This is a genomic window from Phenylobacterium montanum (assembly GCF_018135625.1).
In the GTDB taxonomy this organism is placed as follows: Bacteria; Pseudomonadota; Alphaproteobacteria; order Caulobacterales; family Caulobacteraceae; genus Poindextera; species Poindextera montana.
Genome location: NZ_CP073078.1, coordinates 3,728,054 through 3,747,781, shown reverse-complemented (window position 1 = coordinate 3,747,781; position 19,728 = coordinate 3,728,054). Strand labels below are relative to the sequence as shown.

20 protein-coding genes and 1 pseudogene are annotated in these 19,728 nt (G+C 68.4%); 14 read left to right on the top strand and 7 right to left on the bottom strand.

Annotated elements, in window-relative coordinates; translation table 11 throughout:
- The first annotated feature begins 110 nt into the window (after window positions 1-110).
- The 4 genes from KCG34_RS16960 to KCG34_RS16945 all read left to right on the top strand — a co-directional run bounded on the left by KCG34_RS16960 (window position 111) and on the right by KCG34_RS16945 (window position 4,953).
- Window positions 111-1,025, top strand: a complete 915-nt coding sequence (locus tag KCG34_RS16960; RefSeq protein ID WP_211936807.1) for a LysR family transcriptional regulator — start codon at window positions 111-113, stop codon at window positions 1,023-1,025.
- A 340-nt stretch (window positions 1,026-1,365) separates the two neighbouring features.
- Window positions 1,366-2,631 carry a glycosyltransferase family 87 protein gene (locus KCG34_RS16955; protein ID WP_211936806.1) on the top strand — a complete coding sequence of 422 codons (1,266 nt, stop codon included), beginning with the start codon at window positions 1,366-1,368 and terminating at the stop codon, window positions 2,629-2,631.
- 77 nt (window positions 2,632-2,708) lie between these two features.
- Window positions 2,709-4,148, top strand: coding sequence for an MFS transporter (locus KCG34_RS16950; protein WP_249138058.1), 1,440 nt, complete (start codon window positions 2,709-2,711; stop codon window positions 4,146-4,148).
- A 13-nt stretch (window positions 4,149-4,161) separates the two neighbouring features.
- Window positions 4,162-4,953, top strand: coding sequence for an aminotransferase class IV (locus tag KCG34_RS16945; protein WP_211936805.1), 792 nt, complete (start codon window positions 4,162-4,164; stop codon window positions 4,951-4,953).
- Between the two features lies 1 nt (window position 4,954).
- Here KCG34_RS16945 and KCG34_RS16940 read toward each other — a convergent pair whose 3' ends face one another.
- The 3 genes from KCG34_RS16940 to KCG34_RS16930 all read right to left on the bottom strand — a co-directional run bounded on the left by KCG34_RS16940 (window position 4,955) and on the right by KCG34_RS16930 (window position 6,640).
- Window positions 4,955-5,518: a TadE/TadG family type IV pilus assembly protein gene (locus tag KCG34_RS16940; protein ID WP_211936804.1), complete on the bottom strand. Its 564-nt coding sequence runs from the start codon at window positions 5,516-5,518 to the stop codon at window positions 4,955-4,957.
- A complete protein-coding gene (locus tag KCG34_RS16935; RefSeq protein WP_211936803.1) occupies window positions 5,515-6,042 on the bottom strand; it encodes a TadE/TadG family type IV pilus assembly protein in 528 nt (175 codons plus the stop codon). The genes KCG34_RS16940 and KCG34_RS16935 overlap by 4 nt, the downstream gene beginning before the upstream one ends.
- Window positions 6,043-6,160: 118 nt before the next feature.
- Window positions 6,161-6,640, bottom strand: coding sequence for a pilus assembly protein N-terminal domain-containing protein (locus KCG34_RS16930; RefSeq protein WP_211936802.1), 480 nt, complete (start codon window positions 6,638-6,640; stop codon window positions 6,161-6,163).
- Window positions 6,641-6,956: 316 nt separating this feature from the next.
- Here KCG34_RS16930 and KCG34_RS16925 point away from each other — a divergent pair, with 316 nt between their 5' ends.
- Both KCG34_RS16925 and KCG34_RS16920 read left to right on the top strand, forming a co-directional pair.
- The gene (locus tag KCG34_RS16925; RefSeq protein WP_211936801.1) at window positions 6,957-7,121 is read left to right on the top strand and encodes a Flp family type IVb pilin; all 165 of its coding nucleotides are present in this window, start codon (window positions 6,957-6,959) and stop codon (window positions 7,119-7,121) included.
- A gap of 157 nt (window positions 7,122-7,278) precedes the next feature.
- The gene (locus KCG34_RS16920; protein ID WP_211936800.1) at window positions 7,279-7,794 is read left to right on the top strand and encodes an A24 family peptidase; all 516 of its coding nucleotides are present in this window, start codon (window positions 7,279-7,281) and stop codon (window positions 7,792-7,794) included.
- A gap of 180 nt (window positions 7,795-7,974) precedes the next feature.
- Here KCG34_RS16920 and KCG34_RS25945 read toward each other — a convergent pair whose 3' ends face one another.
- Window positions 7,975-8,193: a hypothetical protein gene (locus KCG34_RS25945; protein ID WP_249138394.1), complete on the bottom strand. Its 219-nt coding sequence runs from the start codon at window positions 8,191-8,193 to the stop codon at window positions 7,975-7,977.
- Here KCG34_RS25945 and cpaB point away from each other — a divergent pair.
- From cpaB to KCG34_RS16885, 7 genes and pseudogenes are all read left to right on the top strand, one after another.
- Window positions 8,102-8,953 (top strand): Flp pilus assembly protein CpaB, encoded by an 852-nt coding sequence (gene cpaB / locus KCG34_RS16915; RefSeq protein WP_249138353.1) that lies wholly within the window; start codon window positions 8,102-8,104, stop codon window positions 8,951-8,953. The genes KCG34_RS25945 and cpaB overlap by 92 nt on opposite strands.
- Window positions 8,950-10,278: pseudogene (locus KCG34_RS16910) on the top strand (type II and III secretion system protein family protein); the annotation flags it as partial. The gene cpaB and the pseudogene KCG34_RS16910, both read left to right, overlap by 4 nt.
- Before the next feature lie 214 nt (window positions 10,279-10,492).
- On the top strand, window positions 10,493-11,191 hold the full coding sequence (locus tag KCG34_RS16905) for a CpaD family pilus assembly protein (RefSeq protein ID WP_211936797.1): 699 nt from the start codon (window positions 10,493-10,495) through the stop codon (window positions 11,189-11,191).
- A gap of 11 nt (window positions 11,192-11,202) precedes the next feature.
- Window positions 11,203-13,107: a CpaE/TadZ family protein gene (locus KCG34_RS16900; RefSeq protein WP_376788200.1), complete on the top strand. Its 1,905-nt coding sequence runs from the start codon at window positions 11,203-11,205 to the stop codon at window positions 13,105-13,107.
- A gap of 9 nt (window positions 13,108-13,116) precedes the next feature.
- Complete coding sequence (locus tag KCG34_RS16895; protein ID WP_211936796.1) at window positions 13,117-14,715, top strand: TadA family conjugal transfer-associated ATPase; 1,599 nt, start codon at window positions 13,117-13,119, stop codon at window positions 14,713-14,715.
- A 9-nt stretch (window positions 14,716-14,724) separates the two neighbouring features.
- Window positions 14,725-15,702 (top strand): type II secretion system F family protein, encoded by a 978-nt coding sequence (locus KCG34_RS16890; RefSeq protein WP_211940864.1) that lies wholly within the window; start codon window positions 14,725-14,727, stop codon window positions 15,700-15,702.
- Between the two features lie 13 nt (window positions 15,703-15,715).
- The gene (locus KCG34_RS16885; protein ID WP_211936795.1) at window positions 15,716-16,717 is read left to right on the top strand and encodes a type II secretion system F family protein; all 1,002 of its coding nucleotides are present in this window, start codon (window positions 15,716-15,718) and stop codon (window positions 16,715-16,717) included.
- Between the two features lie 43 nt (window positions 16,718-16,760).
- Here the strand turns inward: KCG34_RS16885 and KCG34_RS16880 are convergent, their stop codons facing one another.
- The 3 genes from KCG34_RS16880 to chpT all read right to left on the bottom strand — a co-directional run bounded on the left by KCG34_RS16880 (window position 16,761) and on the right by chpT (window position 18,828).
- Window positions 16,761-17,579 carry a CheR family methyltransferase gene (locus tag KCG34_RS16880; protein WP_211936794.1) on the bottom strand — a complete coding sequence of 273 codons (819 nt, stop codon included), beginning with the start codon at window positions 17,577-17,579 and terminating at the stop codon, window positions 16,761-16,763.
- Window positions 17,576-17,956, bottom strand: a complete 381-nt coding sequence (locus KCG34_RS16875) for a response regulator (RefSeq protein WP_211936793.1) — start codon at window positions 17,954-17,956, stop codon at window positions 17,576-17,578. Before KCG34_RS16875 ends, KCG34_RS16880 begins: the two co-directional genes overlap by 4 nt.
- A 170-nt stretch (window positions 17,957-18,126) precedes the next feature.
- Window positions 18,127-18,828, bottom strand: a complete 702-nt coding sequence (gene chpT, locus KCG34_RS16870) for a histidine phosphotransferase ChpT (RefSeq protein ID WP_305825976.1) — start codon at window positions 18,826-18,828, stop codon at window positions 18,127-18,129.
- Window positions 18,829-18,918: 90 nt separating this feature from the next.
- Between chpT and cysQ the strand changes: the two genes are divergently transcribed.
- The gene (gene cysQ / locus KCG34_RS16865) at window positions 18,919-19,689 is read left to right on the top strand and encodes a 3'(2'),5'-bisphosphate nucleotidase CysQ (protein ID WP_211936791.1); all 771 of its coding nucleotides are present in this window, start codon (window positions 18,919-18,921) and stop codon (window positions 19,687-19,689) included.
- Window positions 19,690-19,728 lie beyond the last annotated feature (39 nt).

Genomic DNA, 19,728 nt, shown 5'->3' with positions numbered 1-19,728 from the left:
AAGTCCCGGTGTCTGGCGGGCATGAGAAGAAGGTATATCGCGCACCCTAGAGCGATAATTGGCGGCTTGCTATCATCACTCGATAACAGAACGATCGAATTGGAGACCGCGTGGATCGCTTGACCAGCATCGCCGTGTTCGTCGCGGCGGCAGAGGACGGCAGCCTCAGCAGCGCAGCCCGACGGTTCGGCCTCTCGGCTTCGATGGCCGGCAAGCATGTCTCGTCGATTGAGACGGACCTGGGCGTCCGGCTCATGCAGCGCAGCACGCGGAAGCTTCACCTGACCGACGTAGGCCAAGCCTACTACGCGCGCTGCAAGCGGATCTTGGAGGAGTATGAGGACGCCAACCGCGAGGCCGGTGACGCCCAGCAATCGGTCCACGGCGTGCTGCGGGTCGCCGCCCCGATCACCTTCGGCGCCATGCATCTGGGCCCGGTCGTGGCCCGCTACATGGACCAGCATCCACGTGTCGGCGTGGAGGTCATGCTCAACGATCGCTATGTCGACCTGTTGGCCGAAGGGATCGACGTGGCGATCCGTGTCGGCCGCCTGCTCGATTCGGACATGGTGGCCCGAAGGCTGGCGCCGTGCCGCATGGTGATCTGCGCCGCGCCAAGCTTCCTGGAACGCCACGGCGTTCCGAGGACCATCCAGGACCTACGCCGCGCGCCGCGACTGGCCTTCAGCGAGGCGATCTCGTCCGGTGATTGGACGCTCAGCGATCCCGACGGCCAGGCGCACGTGATCGACGGGCCGATCCGGATGGCCGCAAACAACACCGAGATGCTTTTGGCGGTAGCGCTGGCGGGCGGCGGCGTGACCTACGGCCCAAGCTTCGTGTTCGGCCGAGCCATTGCAGCCGGCGATCTGGTCGCCCTCCTGCCCGACCATCAGCCGACGGAGCTGACGATCCACGCCGTCTACCCGACCAGGCGCCACGTCTCGCTGAAGCTTCGGAGCTTCGTCGAGCACCTGATCGCCAGCTTCGGGGGCGTGCCGCCCTGGGATCGGCGCGAGCGCTGACCCAACGCCGCGTTCGGCCTGGGCGGCAAAGCGCCATGGACGCTCGTCAGCCCGTTATCCGCCGGACCCGGAGTTCGCGCCGCTGTTCGGCCACTGGGACGCCTGGGGATCACGGGCGGAGCCGGCGTGCGGGCCGCCCTGAGGGTAGCGATCACCCCAAAAAGGGGACGCCCGCCGTCCGGACTTTTGCCGGGCGACGGGCGCGGGGGGAACCTTGGACCTCCATCCAGGCCCTCAATGTGACTCCACAGGGCCTTGCGGGCCAATCACTTGGGTGTGACACGCAAACAGGCGCCGGCCTTCGCGCAGAGTTAAGGTCTGGCCGCCACATTGGGCGGCGATGAGCCTCGCCCTTCCCTCCGACGACGCCGCGCCGCCCGCCGACCAGCGGGTCTGGTGGGCGCGAGCCTTGCGCGACGCCGATTGGCTGACCGGCAAGCGGGCGCGGGACTATGCCCGACTCTGGCTCGGGGTCAGCCTAGTCATAGCCGTGGTCTGGGTCGCGCTGTCGCATGGTGGGGTGGACCGCGCGGGCCACGCCCTCGGCACCGATTTCACCAGCTTCTGGACCGCCTCGCAGATGGCCCTGCACGGTCAGGCCCAGGCGGTTTACGACCCGGCGCTGAATGGGCCGCACCACCTGGCCGAGATCCGGCTGTTCGGCCGCGACGTGGGCTATTTCGCCTTCTACTACCCGCCGGTCTTCCTGCTGCTCTGCCTGCCGCTGGCGCTGCTGCCCTATATGGCCTCGCTCGCCCTCTGGCTCGGCGTGACGGGCCTCGCCTATGCCCGGGTGGTGCGCAGCTTTCTTGGCGATGCCGCGCGCCAAGGCCGCATCGGCTGGGTCGCGATCCTGGCCTTCCCCGCCGTGCTGGCCAACGCCGGCCACGGCCAGAACGCCTTTCTGAGCGCGGCCCTGTTCGGCGGTGGCGTGCTCCTGCTCGACCGTCGCCCGGTCCTTGCCGGCGTACTCCTGGGCTCGCTGGTGTTCAAGCCGCACCTGGGGCTCGTCATCCCCATCGCCCTCCTGGCCGGCGGTCGCTGGCGCAGCATCCTGGGCGCCGCCGCAGCCGTGATCGGGCTCTGCCTCGCTTCTTTCGCCGTCTTCGGCGCCGGGGTCTGGCGCGCCTTCCTGGCCGCCTCGCCCGCAGCGCGTGCGGCGCTTGAGCAGAACCTGGTGGGCTATGAAAAGATGGCCAGCGTGTTCGCCGCCGTTCGCCTTCTGCATGGCGGGGTGGGCCTGGCCTACGCCATCCAGGCCCTCGCCGCCCTCGCGGTCTGCGCCGCGCTCGTCCTGGCCCAGCGCAAGGTTTTCCGTGCGCCGGCCGAGGGGCCGGCCATGATCTGCGCGGCCCTGCTCGCCAGTCCGTTCCTCTTGGACTACGACCTCGTGCTGCTGGCCATTCCCCTGGCCTGGCTGGCCGCCGAAGGGCTCAAGACGGGCTTCCGTCCTTGGGAGAAGCTGATCCTGGCCGCTGGCTTCCTCCTGCCCGCCCTGTCACGCACCCTGGCCGCGGGTGTCGGCCTGCCACTCAGTCCGCTGGTGATCGCCGCAGTGCTCTGGCTGATCGTCCGGCGTTGGACGTCCACGCCGCTTCTTCGCTGACAAGCGTTTGAAACCTCCGTACGATCCCTCCTGGTCGGCCGCACCCTGATACGACGGCCGTGTCAGGGAGCGTGCGCGTGAGTGAGCTGATTTCCGAGGCCGACCTCGTCGATGTTCCCGAAACCGCGCGCGATCCCGCCGCTCGCCTTTCGCTGGGGGCCATCTGCTGGGCGATTTTCGAGGGCGCCCGCAACCCCTATGTGATCCTGATCACCATCTATGTGTTCATGCCCTATTTCGCCCGGGTGGTGGTGGGCGACCCGGTGCGCGGCCAGGCGGCGGTGGCGGCCTATGGGCAATATTCAGGCTGGATCGTCATGCTGACGGCCCCGATCCTGGGCGCCTCGATCGACCGCATGGGCCGGCGCAAGCCCTGGCTGTTCGTGGTGGTCGCAGCCATGATCCCGCTGATCGCGCTCCTTTGGCGGACCAAGGCCGATCATTCGGGCCTCTCGGTCGGGGCGGTGATCGCCATCGCAACCACCATCGGCGTGCTGTTCTCCTATACCGAGGTTTTGCACAATTCGCTGCTGGTGCGGGCGGCGGGCCTCTCCGGCGCGCACAAGGCCTCGGGCCTGGCGCTGGCCCTCGGCAACGCCTTCGCGGTCGGGGCCCTGGTGTTCGTGATGTGGGCCTTCGCCCTGCCGGGCAAGGTCGACTGGGGCTTCATCCCCAAGGCGCCGCTGTTCGGCCTGAACCCGGCGACACACGAGCCGGACCGGGTGGTGGCGCCGATCGCCGCCGGCCTGTTCGCCCTGGGCGCCCTGCCCCTGTTCCTGTTCACCCCCGACGCCGAGCGCGGCCAGGTCCCGGTGCTGCGGGCGCTGAGGGAAGGGTTCGGCCAGCTGGTCTCGATGGTCACCAGCCTGAAGGGCCACCGCGACGCCATGATCTTCCTGCTCTCGCGCATGTTCTATGTCGACGGCATGACCGCCATCCTGCTGTTCGCCGGCGTCTATGCCTCGGGGGTGATGAAGTGGGGCGCGCTGGAGATGCTGGCCTATGGCGTGATCCTCAGCATCCTGGCGGTGCTGGGCGGGTTCCTGGGCGGCTTTCTCGACGCCACCATCGGGCCCAAGCGCTCGGTGCAGCTCGAGATCTGCATGACCCTGATCGGGGTGATCTGCATGCTGGGCATGGGGCCGGAGAAGATCCTCTATTTCTGGCCTTTCGACCCGGCCGCCCATGCGCCGGTCTGGCACGGGCCGATGTTCCGCACCCTGCCGGAGGTGATCTACCTTTTGATCGGCTTCTCCAATGCCGTGTTCATCACCGCCCACTATGCATCGAGCCGCACCCTCCTGACCCGTCTGACCCCGCCCGAGCAGACCGGCGCCTTCTTCGGGGTCTACGCCCTTTCCGGCACCGCGACAGTGTGGCTGGGCTCCAGCCTGGTCAATCTCGGCACCCACCTGACCCACACCCAGCAGGGCGGCTTCGCCACCATCATCGGGCTCCTGGCCATCGGCTTCGTCGGCCTCCTGTTCGTGCGCGGGGGCGACGCGGTCCGTTCCTGATATAGACGGCCGCATGAGCGAGCCGATCCCCGTCGATGACCGTGGCCTGCTGCTGGGCGACGGCCTGTTCGAGACCCTCCTGGCCGATCGCGGCCGGCTGGTCTGGTTCGAGGCCCATGCCGCCCGCCTGGCCCGCGGCTGTGCGGCGCTGGGGCTTCCCGCGCCGGAGGCCGAGACGCTGAGGTCTGCGGCCGAGGCGGCGATCGCCGAAGCGGACCTGAGCTTGGCGCGGGCCGCTGTGCGGCTGACCTGGACGGCGGGGTCCGGCGGACGCGGCCTGGACCGCCCGGATCCGCCGCAGCCGCGCCTGCTGGCCAGCGCCGCCTCCGCGCCGATGGCGGATGCGCCCCTGGCGCTCGCGGTCGCCCCCACCCGCCGAAACGACGCCTCGCCGATCTCACGCCTCAAGAGCCTGTCCTATCTCGACAACGTCCTGGCTCGACGCGAGGCCAGGGCGCTGGGCGCAGACGAGGCCCTGATGCTCAATACCCGCGGCGAGGTCGCCTGCGCCGCCGTCGCCAACCTGTTCTGGATCGCCGAGGGGCGGCTGTTCACCCCGGCCCTGGATTGCGGCGTGCTGGACGGCATAGCCCGTGGCCGGGTGCTGGCCGCCGCTGCGGCGCTGGGCGTCCCGACGATCGAGACACGGGCCGGGCTCGCCGACCCGATCGCAGCCGAGGCGCTGTTCGTCAGCAACAGCCTGATGAGTGTTCGGCCCGTGCGCCGCCTGGATGACCGGAACTTCCAACCCCATCCGCTGATCGCGCAGCTGGCCGAGCGCCTGGCCGCCGAGATGGCCGGCTAGCTCAGCTGCAACTCGCGCAGTTCACGGCCTGGCTCTGGCGCGGCTGCAGGAAGAAGGTGTCGGTGAAGGTGTGCGAGCCCGGCAGCCAGCTGATGTTGTAGGTCTGCAGCGGCGAGGCCCAGGCGTAGGTCACTTCCGAGACGATGATGCTCTGGTTCGGCGACAGGTAGGCCTTGGCCGGTCCCGAATAGGCGCTGCCCTTGGTCAATTGGGCCATGCCCTGGCAGGGATAGCTCCACCCCACCGTAACATTGCCGCTGCCGTCCTCCTGGATCGACGAAACACGCATCTTCAGCGAGGTCGACGAGGTGTCGTAGGGCTGCATCACCGTATTGGCGACGGTGCAGATGTCGGCAAGGTCGGCCGGCGCCAGGGTCACCGCCTGCGAGACTAGGTCGCCCATGGCCGAGGCCACGTGGTTCGCCTTGCGCTGGGCCAGCAGCGCACTGCACAGGATTCCGGCGCCGAGATAGCAGGACAGCATCAACGGCGCGATCAGGGCGAACTCCACCGCCGACACGCCGCGCCGGTCCTGCAGCACTTTGCTCAGCGGCGACCGGGTCATGGCGTGGACGGATAGGGTTCGTTGCGGAAGGTGGCGGTGGCCGTTATCAGGGTCTGGCCGCCGCTGGTCTGGGCGGTCATGCCGTCGATATGCGGCGCGATCAGGTTCCAGGGATAATAGGCGCGCACCAGGACAATCTCGCCCGGCCCGCCCATCCGGAACTGCAGCTGCGACTGGGGCTGCAGCTTTCCGCTGGCGATCGGATTGGGCAGGGTCACGCTCTGGAACTGGGAGAAGGTGCGAACGTCGACCTCGAGGTTCGAGGCGCAGGACGAGCCGAGCCAAGTCAGATGGCTGCAGATCGCCGCCTGAAAGGCCGAGGCGGTCTCCGGCGTGGCCTGGCTCTGCATGGCGCCGATGCGGATCTGACGCGCGGCGAGATTGGTGGCGTCTTCCAGCGTGGTCGAGATCAGGAAGATCATCCCGACCTCGATGATCCCCATCAGGAGGGCGAAGAACGGCAGGGCGATCAGGGCGAACTCGACCGCGGCCGCCCCGCGCTCTCCACGCGAAAAGCGGCGCACCGTATCGGCAAGGCGCTGGCGATGGAGAAAAGTTCGCCCCATGCCGCAAAGGCTAGAGGGGCGTAACTAAGCGGGCTTTAAGCGGACCCGTTAACGCGGCACGCCGATACAGCCCTGCTCAATGCTGAGGAACGCTGGTCTGGCTTATCGTCATGGTGGTGGTCGTCGGCGCGGACGCCGGCGCCGAGCCGCCCGAGGGCGCAGATCCGCCTCCGCTGCTGTTGGCCGCAACCACATGGCACTTGGGCGAGCAGTTGAATTCGTTCGCGTCCGGACCGCGATACAGCGTCACCTGGTTGGCCTGCGGCGCGACGATGACCACGCGGCGATTGAACAGCTCGCGGCCGTTGCTGTCGTAGACTTCAACGCGGGTGGCGCCGAAGCCCTTGCCGGAGATCACCAGGCTGTGGCTGTCCAGCATGGCCACGTCGGCGACCAGGGGATTGCCCACCACGACGCTGGCGGCCGAGCCATAGAGACCCACCCGCTGGCTGTCGTTCAGCTCCAGCGTCATCGCATCGGCGGTGGCCGCGAACGCCTTGGCGGCGCCCAGGGTCATGACCAGGCTCAGACAGATCGCGCGGACGGGACGGCCCATGGCGAAAATTCTCCACGACGGAATCGCCCCGAAGAGTCCGCTGGATTGGTCAATAAAGTCTGAAATCCCTCGAACGATACGCGCGCGTGGGAATCTAATGAGGCCAAGTCGCCCAATTTGCCGGGGTTTTGGCTACGTGGTTAACCGATGGTAATGGTAAATAGGTGTAAACTATTGATTTAATTCAAATAACCATATTCGTTTCATGTCATGTTAAGGCAGTCGCGACATGATGCTCGTGTTTTCGGGGCGAGCAGGCCGAGTTGGTTGGCTTGATCCTCCAACTCAACCGCTTGCCAAAACGGGAGCTAAAATCATGTCGAAGTTCGTCACCCGCTTCATGAAGGACGAGTCGGGCGCCACGGCCATCGAGTATGGCCTGATCGTCGCCCTGATCGCCGTCGTGATCATCACCGCTGTCTCGACCCTGGGCAGCAAGCTGAACACCGCGTTCGGTTCGATCAACACCAAGCTGCCCTAATCGCTTAGGGAACTTGCAGCCACGAAACGGGCCGCGGCGCGACAGCGTCGCGGCCTTTTTCTTTTTCCGGTCCGGGCCGCCTGAAGACCGGAGCAACTCTTCCTTCACCGGCTGAAGCCCATTGTCGTCGAACCAGAGCTAGAGCGCCGGACCCGCCATGCCCCTCTTCCAGGCCATCCTGCTGACGATCTTCCCAGCGGTGATGATCATCGCCGCCCTGTCCGACGCCACCAGCTTCACCATTCCCAACCGCCTGTCCCTGGTCCTGCTGGCCGGCTTCCTGCCCGTGACCCTGATGCTCGGCCGCCCATTGGGCGAGATCGGCCTCGACCTCGGCGTCGGCGTCGCAGCACTAGCGGCCGGCATGGCCATGTTCGCGGCCGGCTGGATCGGCGGCGGCGACGCCAAGCTGTTCGCGGTCGCCGCCCTTTGGCTCGGCTGGCCGGCGGTGGCGAGCTTCCTGATCGTCACCGCCCTGTGCGGCGGCGGTCTCGCCGTTCTGCTGCTGAACGCGCGCTCCAGCTTTGTGCGCAGCCGCCTGGCTGGCGCGCCCGGCTGGGTCGAGCGGCTGGTGACCCCCGGCGGGGACGTTCCCTACGGCATCGCCATCGCCGCGGGCGCCCTGGTCGCCTTTCCGCACGCCGGGATCGCGGCCGGCCTGCACGGCTTCTAGAATCAGTTTCCCGAGATCTGCGAGCCGCCCGCCGCGGTTTCCCGGTACCGCCAGCGCGCTTCAACACCGGTTCCTGCGAGATGTTCGCAGCCCTGTCCCCTCGGCGCCGTCGCAGATGATGGCGACTTGGCCGATTTAGGCTCCGGCTTAGCCACCCGTTAACTATGCCCCGCCCAATCTTTAACGGCGCAAATCGTGCGCATCGATCAGATTCGGCCCCTCGCGCCTTATCCGATCGGGGTTGGAGAACGGCCGTCCTATGGGCGCATCGCGAATCATCATCATCGCCGTTTCGGCGGTCGCCGCGATCGGCATTGCGCTGATCGTGCACAACATCGCCGTCAGGCCGGCCGCGCCGCACCAGGCGATGGCCGCCGCGCCTGCGGCGATAAAGCCCATGACCCAGGTCCTGGTGGCCAAGCGCGACCTGCCGATCGGCACGCGCCTGGCCGGCGGCGACATCGGCTGGCAGGCCTGGCCGGCCGACAGCCTCAACGCCGCCTTCATCACTGACGGCCGCGCCGCCCAGGCCGCGCCGGCCACCACCGGCGATGCGATCGCACGCAAGGCCAGCTACGTCGCCAACCAGGCCGCTGCGGCCGTCACCGGCGGGCCGATGGAAGCGCTCTATGGCGCCATCGTGCGCGTGCCCCTGGTGGCCAACGAGCCGATTGTGCAGAGCAAGCTCGTGCGCGGCGGCGAGGGAGGTTACATGGCCATCGTGGTGCAGAAGGGCATGCGCGCCATCTCGATCCCCGTCACCACCGCCACCGGCGCGGGCGGCTTCATCCTGCCCGGCGACCATGTGGACGTGCTGCAGAGCCACCAGGGCGAAGCGCCGGCCGGCGGCGGACGCGCGCCGTTCATTACCTCCACCCTGATGCGCAATGTCCGGGTCCTGGCCATCGACCAGGCCAGCCAAGCGGCCAAGAATGCACAATCCATGATCGGCACCGTGGCGACCCTCGAGGTCGCGTCGGCCGACGTCGAGGTGCTGGCCCGGGCCAAGGCCCAGGGCGAAGTGATCCTGGCCCTTCGCGCCTACAGCGACGCCGCCGGATCCCCGACCCGAGGGGTCGAAGAGGAATCCCAAGGCGCCAATGGAACGGTGCGCGTCGTGCGCGCCGGCAAGACCACTGACGAAACGGTGTCGCAATGACCAGCCCCGCCGTGAAACTCGCCGCCATACTCGCCGCCGGCGCCCTGACCGCCCTGGCCGCGCCCGCCTGGTCCCAGACTGCCAGCGGCGGCGATGTCCTTCGGGTGAACCTGTCCACCCAGGGCGCCCTGGCGCGAACGATCGACATACCCAAGGGCAAGTCGGCCATGGTCGATCTGCCGGTCGACGCCCGCGACGTGATGGTCACCAATCCGCAGGTCGCCGACGCCCTTCTGCGCTCTCCGCGCAGCATCTCGATCCTCGGCGTCTCGCCCGGCCAGACCGATGCGGTGTTCTTCGACGGCGCCGGCCGGCGCATCCTGGCCCTCAGCATTCGGGTCGACCAGGACTTCAGCGCCCTCGGCCAGACCATCAACCGCATCCTGCCCGGCTCGACCGTGCATGTGGAGGGCGTCAACAAGAGCGTGGTCCTGAGCGGCGGCGTCGCCAGCGCGGCCGACGCCGACCGGGCGGTGCAGATCGCCCAGCAGTTCACCGACAAGCCGGAACAGGTGGTCAACCTGCTCTCAATCGCGGGCAAGGAGCAGGTGATGCTCAAGGTCCGCATTGTCGAGGTGCAACGCGCCTCGCTCAAGCAGCTCGGGTTCAACCTCGGCGCCACCCTCGGCCAGCTGGGCAGCCCGCAATACATGATCACCGAGGCGGCCTCCTGGGGCGTCAACGGCGCGCTCCTCGGCGGCGGCAGCGGCGGCTACAGCCTGGACACCACTCAGCAACCCCAGACCAAGGCCTGGGACCCGCTGACCAATTCCTACGACCTGCCGGTGGTCTGCCGCACCTGCACCAACGGCGGCCAGGGCACCATCTCGACCATCCAGACCACCGCCGGCAGCACCGGCCTGAACAAGGCCAACGCCTCGATCCAGGCTTTCGAGCGGGTGGGCCTGGTGCGCACCCTGGCCGAGCCGACCCTGACCACGGTCTCGGGCGAAGCGGCCAAGTTCCTGGCTGGCGGCGAGTACCCCGTGCCCGTCGGCGAGGACAACACCGGTCGCGTGACCGTCGACTTCAAGCCCTACGGCGTGGGCCTCGGCTTCACCCCCGTCGTGCTGTCTGGCGGGCGCATTTCGCTGAAGCTGTCGACCGAAGTCTCCGAGCTGAGCAACCTCGGCGCCTTCGGCCTGGCCACCGGCGGGGTGAACCTGGTCATCCCGGGCCTGAACGTCCGCCGCGCGGAGACCACGGTCGAACTGCCTTCGGGCGGGGCGATGATGATCGCCGGCCTTCTGAAGGAGGAGAGCAAGCAGGATCTCGACAGCCTGCCCGGGCTGATGAATCTCCCGGTGCTGGGGGCTCTGTTCCGCTCGCGCGACTACCAGGAAGGCGAGACCGAACTGGTGGTGATCGTCACCCCCTACATCGCCCAGCCCACCAGCCCGGACAAGCTGCAGACCCCCGCGGACGGGCTGAAGCTGGCCAGCGACGTGGAGACCACGCTGCTGGGTCATATGAACAAGGTCTACAAGGCGCCGCCTGAGGCGGATGCCGCGGCGCGCAACTATCAGGGACCCGTCGGCTATGTCATCGAATAAGCGCCCCAGCCTGCGCACCCTGGCCTGGATCGCCCTGGCGGCGAGCGCCGCCGCCTGCGCCACCCCGCCGGCCAAGCCCGACCCCGTGGTCGCCAAGGGCCTGACCCCGACGCAGAACTTCAAGATCGCGGTGACCCAGTCGCCGGATGAGATCCAGCTGGCGGCCCACGCCAGCGGCCTCTCCGAACGCCAGGGCGAGGCGCTGGAGGCCTTCGCCGGGCGCTGGCGCGAGACCAGCGGGCACGAAGTCACCATCCGCGCGCCCTCGGGCGATGGCCACGACGCTTCGCACGCCGTGATGGCGATCGAGGAGCGGCTGCAGAGCCTGGGCGTGGCCCCGGCCCTGATCCACATCACCGCCTACGATCAGCCGGCCGGCGCTACGGGGCCGGTGATCCAGGTCGCCTTCACCCGCTATCAGGCCGAAGGCCCGCGCTGCGGCCGCGACTGGCAGGACTTCACCAAGACCGGCGGTAACGAGGTCAATTCCAACTTCGGCTGCGCAATCACCGCCAACACCGCCGCCATGGTCGCCAACCCCGCCGATCTGGCTGGGCCACGGGCCATGGACGACGCTGACGCCGGGCGCCGCGAGACCGTCCTGAACAAATATCGGCAAGGCCTGGTGACGTCCTCGGCCAAGGACGAGCAGGCCACCGGCGCCGTTTCGAACGTCGTGCAATAGGAGGCGATCACTTGCACAAGCCTTCCTCCCTGACCGACGCAGAGGCCGAAACGGGCTTCGAAGCGGACGACGAGTTCACCCTGGACGTGGGCGAGGCCTGGCGCGCGCCAGCCGCCCTGTCGCGTCCCGAGGGCGAAGACGACCCGTTCGAAGATCCCTTCGGCGAAACCGCGACCCACGACCCCTTCGCCGAAGCCGCCCTGCCGCCCTATGAGAGCGAGCCGGCCGAGCAGCTGACGCCCCTGTCCCTGCAGCAGGCTGTGGAGGCGCTCGAGGCGGAGATCAACGCCGCCGCGCTCGCCCAGGCTGAAGCGGCTGCGGCCGCGGCCGTCGAAGACGAAGCCGTCGAGATCGTCACGCATCAGGACGAGCCCGTCGCCTTCGTAGAGGAAATCGCTTTCGCGGAGGAAGAGACCGAAGCCACGGCCTTCGCCGCCGAAGAGCCCGAACCTGTCGCCTTTGCCGGGGAGGAGCCCGCGGCGCCGGCCATCGTTGAGGAAGCCGCGCCCGTCCCGGCCTATGCGGAACCGGAGCCTGAGCCGGAGATGACCGCGCCCGAGCCGCAGCAGGAGGCCTTCGCGCCTCAAGTTGAGACGGTCATGGCTGATCCGGTCATGGCTGATCCGGTCATGGCCGAGGCGGCCGAGGCCGCGCCTGCGCCGGCCATGGCCGCCAGCGAGCCCGCCTTCGACCCGCACGCCTTCGGCCACGCCCACCACGGCGAGCTGAGCGTTCCGCGGATCGGCATCCACATCTATTGCGAGCGCCCCGACACCCTGGAGACGGCGGAGCAGTCCTCCAAGGACCGCCGCATGACCCGGGCCAGCACCCAGGTCCGCTCCGGCGGCCTGGCCGCGGCCGTCCAGGCCTATCAGAACCAGCCGACCCCGCCGCTGGTGATCGTCGAGTGCATGGAGCCCGGCCCGGCCCTGGTGGCCAAGCTCGACCAGCTGGCCGAGGTCTGCGACACCGGCACCAAGGTTGTGGTGATCGGCCAGCACAACGACATCACCCTCTATCGCGAGCTGATGCGCCGCGGGGTCAGCGAGTATCTGGTCGCCCCGCTGCAGACCCTGCAGCTGATCTCGGCCATCACCACGCTCTACGCCGACCCCTCGGCCCCCTTCGTCGGCCGGCAGATCGCCTTTGTCGGCGCGCGGGGCGGGGTGGGCTCCTCGACCGTGGCGCACAACCTGGCCCATGCGCTCAGCGAGCACATGCAGTCATCGACCGCGATCGTCGACTTCGACCTGCCGTTCGGCACCGCCGGCCTCGACTTCAACCAGGACCCTTTGCAGGGGGTGGTCGACGCCCTGAGCCAGCCCGAGCGCCTGGACCCGGTGCTGCTGGACCGGATGATGGTGCGCTGTTCGGAGAGGCTCAGCCTGTTCGCAGCGCCTGCGACCCTGGACCACGACTACGAAATCTCGGCCGACGCCTTCGAGGAGGTGGCGACCAAGGTGCGCACCGCCGCGCCGTTCATCGTGCTCGACCTGCCGCACCTGTGGTCCAACTGGATGCGCCGGGTGCTGCTGGCCGCCGACGAGGTGGTGATCACCGCCACGCCGGACCTGGCCTCGCTGCGCAACGCCAAGAATATTCTCGACCTTCTGCGCCAGGCCCGGCCCAATGACACCCCGCCTAAGCTGGTGGTCAACCAGGTCGGCGTGCCCGGCCGGCCGGAGATCCCGATCAAGGACTTCGCCTCGGCCCTCGGCATCGAAAATCCGGTGATCGTGCCCTTCGACGCCAAGCTCTTCGGCCAGGCGGCCAACAACGGCCAGATGGTCGGCGAGGTCGGGCCCAAGTCCAAACCGGCAGAGAGCTTCCAGGTGCTGGCGCAGATGATCGCCCGCCGCGAGGCCCCGCCGGCGCCCAAGAAGTCGGCCCTGGCTTCCCTGTTCAAGCTGAAATAGGCGGCGCCCTTGTTCGGCAAGCGATCGAGCGACGGATCTCAAACCCCTCCGCCCAAGCCGGCTGCGGCGGCGCCGCCGGCCGTGGCCCCGACTGCGCCGATCGCCACCCGACCTCAGCCGGTCGATCCCGCCGAGGCGCGCCAGGCCCTGGCGCCGGAAGCCCCGCCGCCGGCCGCCGCTGCGCCCGCGCCCCGCGCCGCGCCCCAGCCCCAGGCGGCGCCAGCCAAGCCCGCCGGTCCCAAGCCCCAGGCCGGCGCAGGCCCCAAGGCCACCGCCGGCTTTGAGCAGCTGCGCGCCGCCCAGACCGTCGCGGCGACCGAGATCGTCCGTGAACAGAGCGATTATTTCCACGCCACCAAGACGGCGATCTTCAACGCCCTGATCAACACCATCGACCTGGGCCAGCTGGCCCAGCTCGACACCAAGACCGCGGGCGAGGAAATCCGCGACATCGTCGCCGAGCTGGTGGCGATCAAGAACGTGTCGATGTCGGTCGCGGAACAGGAACACCTGGTCCAGGAGATCATCAACGACGTCCTGGGCTATGGCCCGCTGGAGCCGCTGCTGGCCCGCGACGACATCGCCGACATCATGGTCAACGGCGCCGGGCGGGTGTTCATCGAAGTCGGCGGCAAGGTCCAGCTGACCAATGTCCGCTTCCGCGACAACGCCCAGCTGATGAACATCTGCCAGCGGATCGTCAGCCAGGTCGGCCGGCGGGTCGACGAAAGCTCGCCGATCTGCGACGCCCGCCTGCCCGACGGCAGCCGGGTCAACGTCATCGCCCCTCCCTTGGCCCTGGATGGCCCCACCCTGACCATCCGGAAGTTCAAGAAGGACAAGCTGACCATGCGCAACCTGGTCGAGTTCAACTCGATCAGCCCGGAAGGGGCGCGGGTGCTGGGTGTGATCGGCGCCTCGCGCTGCAACGTGGTCATCTCGGGCGGCACCGGCTCGGGCAAGACCACCCTGCTCAACACCATGACCGCCTTCATCGACCCGACCGAACGGGTGATCACCTGCGAGGACGCGGCCGAACTGCAGCTGCAGCAGCCGCACGTGGTGCGCCTGGAGACCCGGCCGCCGAACCTCGAAGGCTCGGGCACGATCACCATGCGCGACCTGGTCAAGAACTGTCTGCGGATGCGTCCCGAGCGGATCATCGTCGGCGAAGTGCGCGGACCGGAAGCCTTCGACCTCCTGCAGGCCATGAACACCGGCCACGACGGCTCGATGGGCACGCTGCACGCCAACTCCCCGCGCGAAGCCATCAGCCGGATCGAATCCATGATCACCATGGGCGGCTACGGCCTGCCGTCCAAGACCATCCGCGAGATGATCGTGGGCTCGATCGACGTGATCATCCAGGCCGCCCGCCTGCGCGACGGCTCGCGCCGTATCACCCACGTGACCGAGGTGCTGGGCCTAGAGGGCGAGGTCATCATCACCCAGGACCTGTTCGTCTACGAAATCACCGGCGAGGACGAGAACGGCAAGGTCCGGGGGCGCCACCGCTCCACCGGCATTGCGCGTCCCAGGTTCTGGGACCGGGCCCGCTACTATGGTCTTGAGCGGGAACTGGCCGAAGCTCTGGACGCGGCGGAGTAGGCGCCGATGCTGCTGACCATCCTCGTCGCGCTTCTGGGGTTTGTCGTGGTGGCGGGCCTCGGCTTCGCCTTCGCCGGCAATGACGGGCCGGGCGCCAAGACCATGAAGCGCGCCCAGGCGGTCAGCGCCGGCGGCGGCGCCCGCATCGAGCGCAGCCAGCGGGCCAAGGCCACCGACCAGGCCAACCGGCGCAAGCAACTGCTGGTGAACCTGAAGGAGCAGGAGCGCGCCCAGCGCAAGGCCACCCTCTCCATCGACGGCATGCTGCGGCAGGCAGGCCTGGAGTTCAGCGCCCGCCAGTTCTGGATCGCCAGCGGCGTCATGGCCCTGATCACGCTCGGGGCCACAGCCGTCATGCGCGCGCCGTGGCCCGTCATGCTCGGCGCGCCGGTGGCCGCCGGCCTGGGCCTGCCGCGCTGGGTGCTCGGCTTTCTGGCGGGGCGCCGGCGTAAGAGGTTCATCGAGCACTTCTCGGACGCCATCGATATCATCGTGCGCGGCATCAAGTCCGGCCTGCCGGTGCATGACTGCCTGAAGATCATCGCCCGCGAGAGCCCCGCCCCCCTAGGCCCCGAGTTCCAGGGCCTGGTCGAAAACCTGGCCATGGGCGTCGCGATCGACCAGGGGCTAGAGAAGATGTACGCGCGCATGCCCACCTCCGAGCTGCGCTTCTTCACCATCGTCCTGGCGATCCAGCAGAAGACCGGCGGCAATCTGGCCGAGGCCCTGGGCAACCTCTCCACCGTGCTGCGCGCGCGAAAGCTGATGCGCGAGAAGATCAAGGCCCTGTCGTCGGAAGCCACCGCTTCGGCCATGATCATCGGTTGCCTGCCGCCCGGCGTGGTGGTGCTGATCACCGTCACCACCCCCTCCTACATGTCGGTCATGTTCACCGACCCGCGCGGTCACATGATGCTGATGGGCGGCGCGATCTGGATGTCGGCGGGCATCTACGTCATGCGCAAAATGATCAACTTCAAGTTCTGAGGGAGGCAGGCGCATGGGCATAGCCGAGACCCTCACCAATCCCGACAATATCCTGATGGCCGTCACGGCCGCGGTGGTGTTCGCCACCGGCGTGACCATCGCCGGCCCGATGATGAGCCGCTCGGACCTCGAAGGGCGGATGAAGTCGGTGGCCAATCGGCGCGAGGAGCTGCGCCGCCGTTCGCGCGAGGCCCTGGCCCAGCGCAACCAGCAGCAGCCGAACTCGCTGCGCCGCACCGACAGCGGCCTCTACAAGACCATCGTCGACCGGCTGGATCTGAGCAGGCTGCTGGAAGATCCCAAGGTGGTGGACAGCCTGGCCCAGGCGGGCTTCCGCGGCCCGCGGCCGGTAAGCACCTTCTATTTCTTCCGCTTCGTCACGCCGTTCGCCTTCGCCCTGTTCGCGGCCTTCTACCTCTTCGTGGTCAACGGCTTCGGCATGACCCTGATGGCCAAGCTGTGCGCCGTGGTCGGGGGCATGACGCTGGGCTATTATGCGCCCAACATCTACATCAAGAACATCGCCACCAAGCGCCGCGAATCGATTGTCGCCGCCTTTCCCGACGCCCTCGACCTGCTGCTGATCTGCGTTGAATCCGGCATGTCGATCGAGGCGGCGCTGCAGAAGGTCGGTCAGGAAGTCGGTTCGGCTTCGATCGAGCTGGCCGAAGAGCTGTCGCTGCTGGTCGCAGAGCTGTCCTATCTGCCCGACCGTCGGCTTGCCTATGAGGGCCTGGCCAAGCGGGTCAACCACGCCGGCATCAAGTCGGTCTGCACGGCCATGGTCCAGGCCGAGCGCTACGGCACGCCCCTTGGCGCGGCTCTGCGGGTGATGTCCAAGGAGAACCGCGAACTCCGCCTCGCCGCCGCCGAGAAGAAGGCGGCCGCTCTGCCAGCCAAGCTGACCGTGCCGATGATCCTGTTCTTCCTGCCGGTGCTGTTCGTGGTGATCCTGGGCCCGGCCATCATCAAAGTGCAGAACGTCACCGCCCAGCACGCCGCCGCGTCTCACTGAGACCCGCCGCCCGCCCCAAACGGCTGCGGCGGTATCTGATCCCTCAGGCCGCCGCCCTGACGTCGGCGCTTTTGCCGAAGGCGCCGGGCCAGCCGGCTACGGGATGCAGCTGGTCTGTGAGCCCCTTCGGCGTCTCGTCGGCGCCCAGCACCAGCCAGCCGTCGGCGGTCAGGGCGCGGGCCAGTTTTTCCAGCACCGGGCCGCGGAATTCGGGCGCCAGCATCGAGATCAGGTTGCGGCAGAAGATCACGTCGAAATGGCCGACCGGCTTCAGTTCGGCCATCAGGTTGATCTTGCGCCAGCGGACCACCTCGCGCAGGCGCGAACCGGCCTGCCACAGCTCGTCCACCTTTTCGAAACGCCGCACCAGTTGGCGGATCGGCAGACCCCGCTGCACCTCGAACTGGGTGTAGAGCCCGCTGCGGGCCTTCTCCAGCCGCCGCTCGGAAAGGTCCGAGGCGAACAGCTCGACCTTGAGCCCCGGCGCCGCCTCCGCCGCCTCGTCGATCATCATGGCCAGGGAATAGGCTTCCTGGCCGGTGGAGCAGCCCGCGCTCCAGACTCTCAAGGGGCGGTCTCGGCGGCCGATCAGGCTCGGCAGCATCTCGTCGCGAAAATGGCGGAACGGGGTGCGGTCGCGGAAGAAGCAGGTCTCGCTGTGGGTCAGGGCCTCGGTCGCCAGCCACATCACGCCCTCGTCCAGGCGCATGGCCTCGATCAGGTCGCCGACCCCGTCATAGCCCTCGCGCCGGGCCACCGCCGCCAGGCGGGTCTCCAGCACATAGGTCTTGGTCGGGTCCAGCTCGACCCCCGACTGCGCGCGCACGCCGCGGCAGACCGCATCGATCTCGTCCAGCCTCATGCCCCGACCTCGGCCAGGACGCCGGCCTCGGCCATCTTCATGGCCAGGATGTCGCCGTCGAAGGGCTTCATGATGTATTCGTTCGCCCCGGCCTCCAGGGCGGTTTGGATGCGCTCCGGGTCGTTCTCGACGGTGCAGAACACCACCACCGGCTCGTCGCCGAACGGCGCCGCCCGCAACTCGCGCAGGAAGGACAGCCCGTCCATCACCGGCATGTTCCAGTCCAGGAGGATGGCGTCGGGCATGGCCGTGCGGCACCAGGCCATGGCCTCCATGCCGTCGGCGGCCTCGGACACGTCGAGTCCCAGGTCTTCAAGAATGCGGCGGGCGACCTTTCTGATCACCCGGCTGTCGTCGACGACCAGACAGGTCTTCACCGGACTGCGCTCCCAGAACGCACAGGGGCACGGCTTCGCCGCCAGACGCGCTCTCAAAGAATGACTCAAGGCCTGTTCGGCTCGGACCTTTCATCCGAACCGGCGAGGCCTGGACCTATCCGGGGAGTATGGCTGGGGTAGGTTAAGTTAGGGTTTGGCCGGCGTTGGCTCTACCCAAGAAGTTTGGGGAAACGCGCCCTCAGCGTGACCAGGGCTTCCTCGCTCTGGGTTTCCAGAACGCCGCCGGCGTCGTCGATCAGCTTCCTCAGATAGTAGGCCTGGACCCAGTGGCCGGTTCGGCCCTCCGACAGCCGTCGACCCTCCAGCCCGTCGATCACTTCCTGGCGCAGCCGGGCGCGGCCGGACGCCTCGATGACGATGGTGATTTCGCTGTCGCTCTCCACCGCCTCGGCCCGGACCATGCCGCCAGCCGGCAGGGCGCCGGCGCCGATCTGGCAGAGGTTGAGGAGCGCGCGGGCCGGCGGCTTGTCCAGGCCTGGCTGGGTCACCTGCCAGTCCAGCTTGGCGCGCATGTCGGCGAACACTCCCTGGCTGAGGGCCAGCAGTTCGCGGGTGTCGAAGACCTCGGCCGCCGCCGAGCCGCCGAAGGCGATGCGGTCGTACTTGATCAGGGCCACCAGCTTGTTGGCGCTGGCGGCGATCATGCCCATGGCCTCCTCGCGCATGTCCTGGGCCGACGGGTCTTCCAGGAGATCGAGGCCCGAGACGATGGCCCCGGCCGGGCTGATGAAGTCGTGGCACAGGCGCGCGGCCAGGTGCGAGGCCAGTTCGTTGGCGGTGACCTCGGCCGGGAGGGCCGGCGGTTCGGGCGCAGGAGAGGCATCGGCGGAGGGGGCGATGGGATCGGTCATGGCGTTACTCATATGAGGCCGCAAAGCCTGTCCTGATTTGCCGCTTTCGCAAACCTGGACCACATGCCAAATCGAGCGTCGAGAGGTCCTATGACGAACGATCAAGGCGTGGGCGCCCGGCTGGCGGCGATAGCCGAAGCGGCGGGTGCGGTCATTCTGCCCTTCTGGCGCACCGGCGTCACGGTTGACGTGAAGGCCGACGACAGCCCGGTCACCGAGGCCGATCGCCGCGGCGAGGCGATGATCCTGCAAGCGCTCGCCGCTGACTTTCCGGACGTGGCGGTGGTGGCGGAGGAAGCCTCGGCGGCGGCCGGCGGCCCGCCCAAGGCGATCGCCTCGCGCTTCTTCCTGGTCGACGCCTTGGACGGCACCCGCGCCTTTGTCCGCGGCGAGGCCCATTTCACCGTCAACATCGCCCTGATCGAGCGCGGCCGGCCGATCGCCGGGGCGGTGATGGCTCCGGCCACCGGCCAGGTCTGGTTCACTGCGCCGCAGGGGGCCCTTAAGCGGCAGGCCGGCGAGGCCGGCGGATCGCTGGTCCGCGTGCGGTCCCCGAGTGCGCGGCTCGTGGCCCTGACCTCCTCGGCGATCAAGCCGGAACAGGAGGCGCGGCTTCGCGAACGCTACGGTTTTTCCGAGCGCCAGGGCATGGGTTCCTCGCTCAAGCTCTGCGTGGTGGCCGAGGGCGGGGCCGATCTGTATCCCCGCCATGGTCCGACCATGGAATGGGACATCGCCGCCGGCCATGCGGTGCTCGAGGCCGCCGGTGGTTCGCTGACTACCCCCGAGGGCGAGCCGCTCGGCTATGGCAAGGCGGACCGGGGCTTCGAGAACGGCTGGTTCGTCGCCCGCGGCGGCTGAGCGGCGGCCCGCCTTCCGCCTGCGTCACCCCGATGTTAC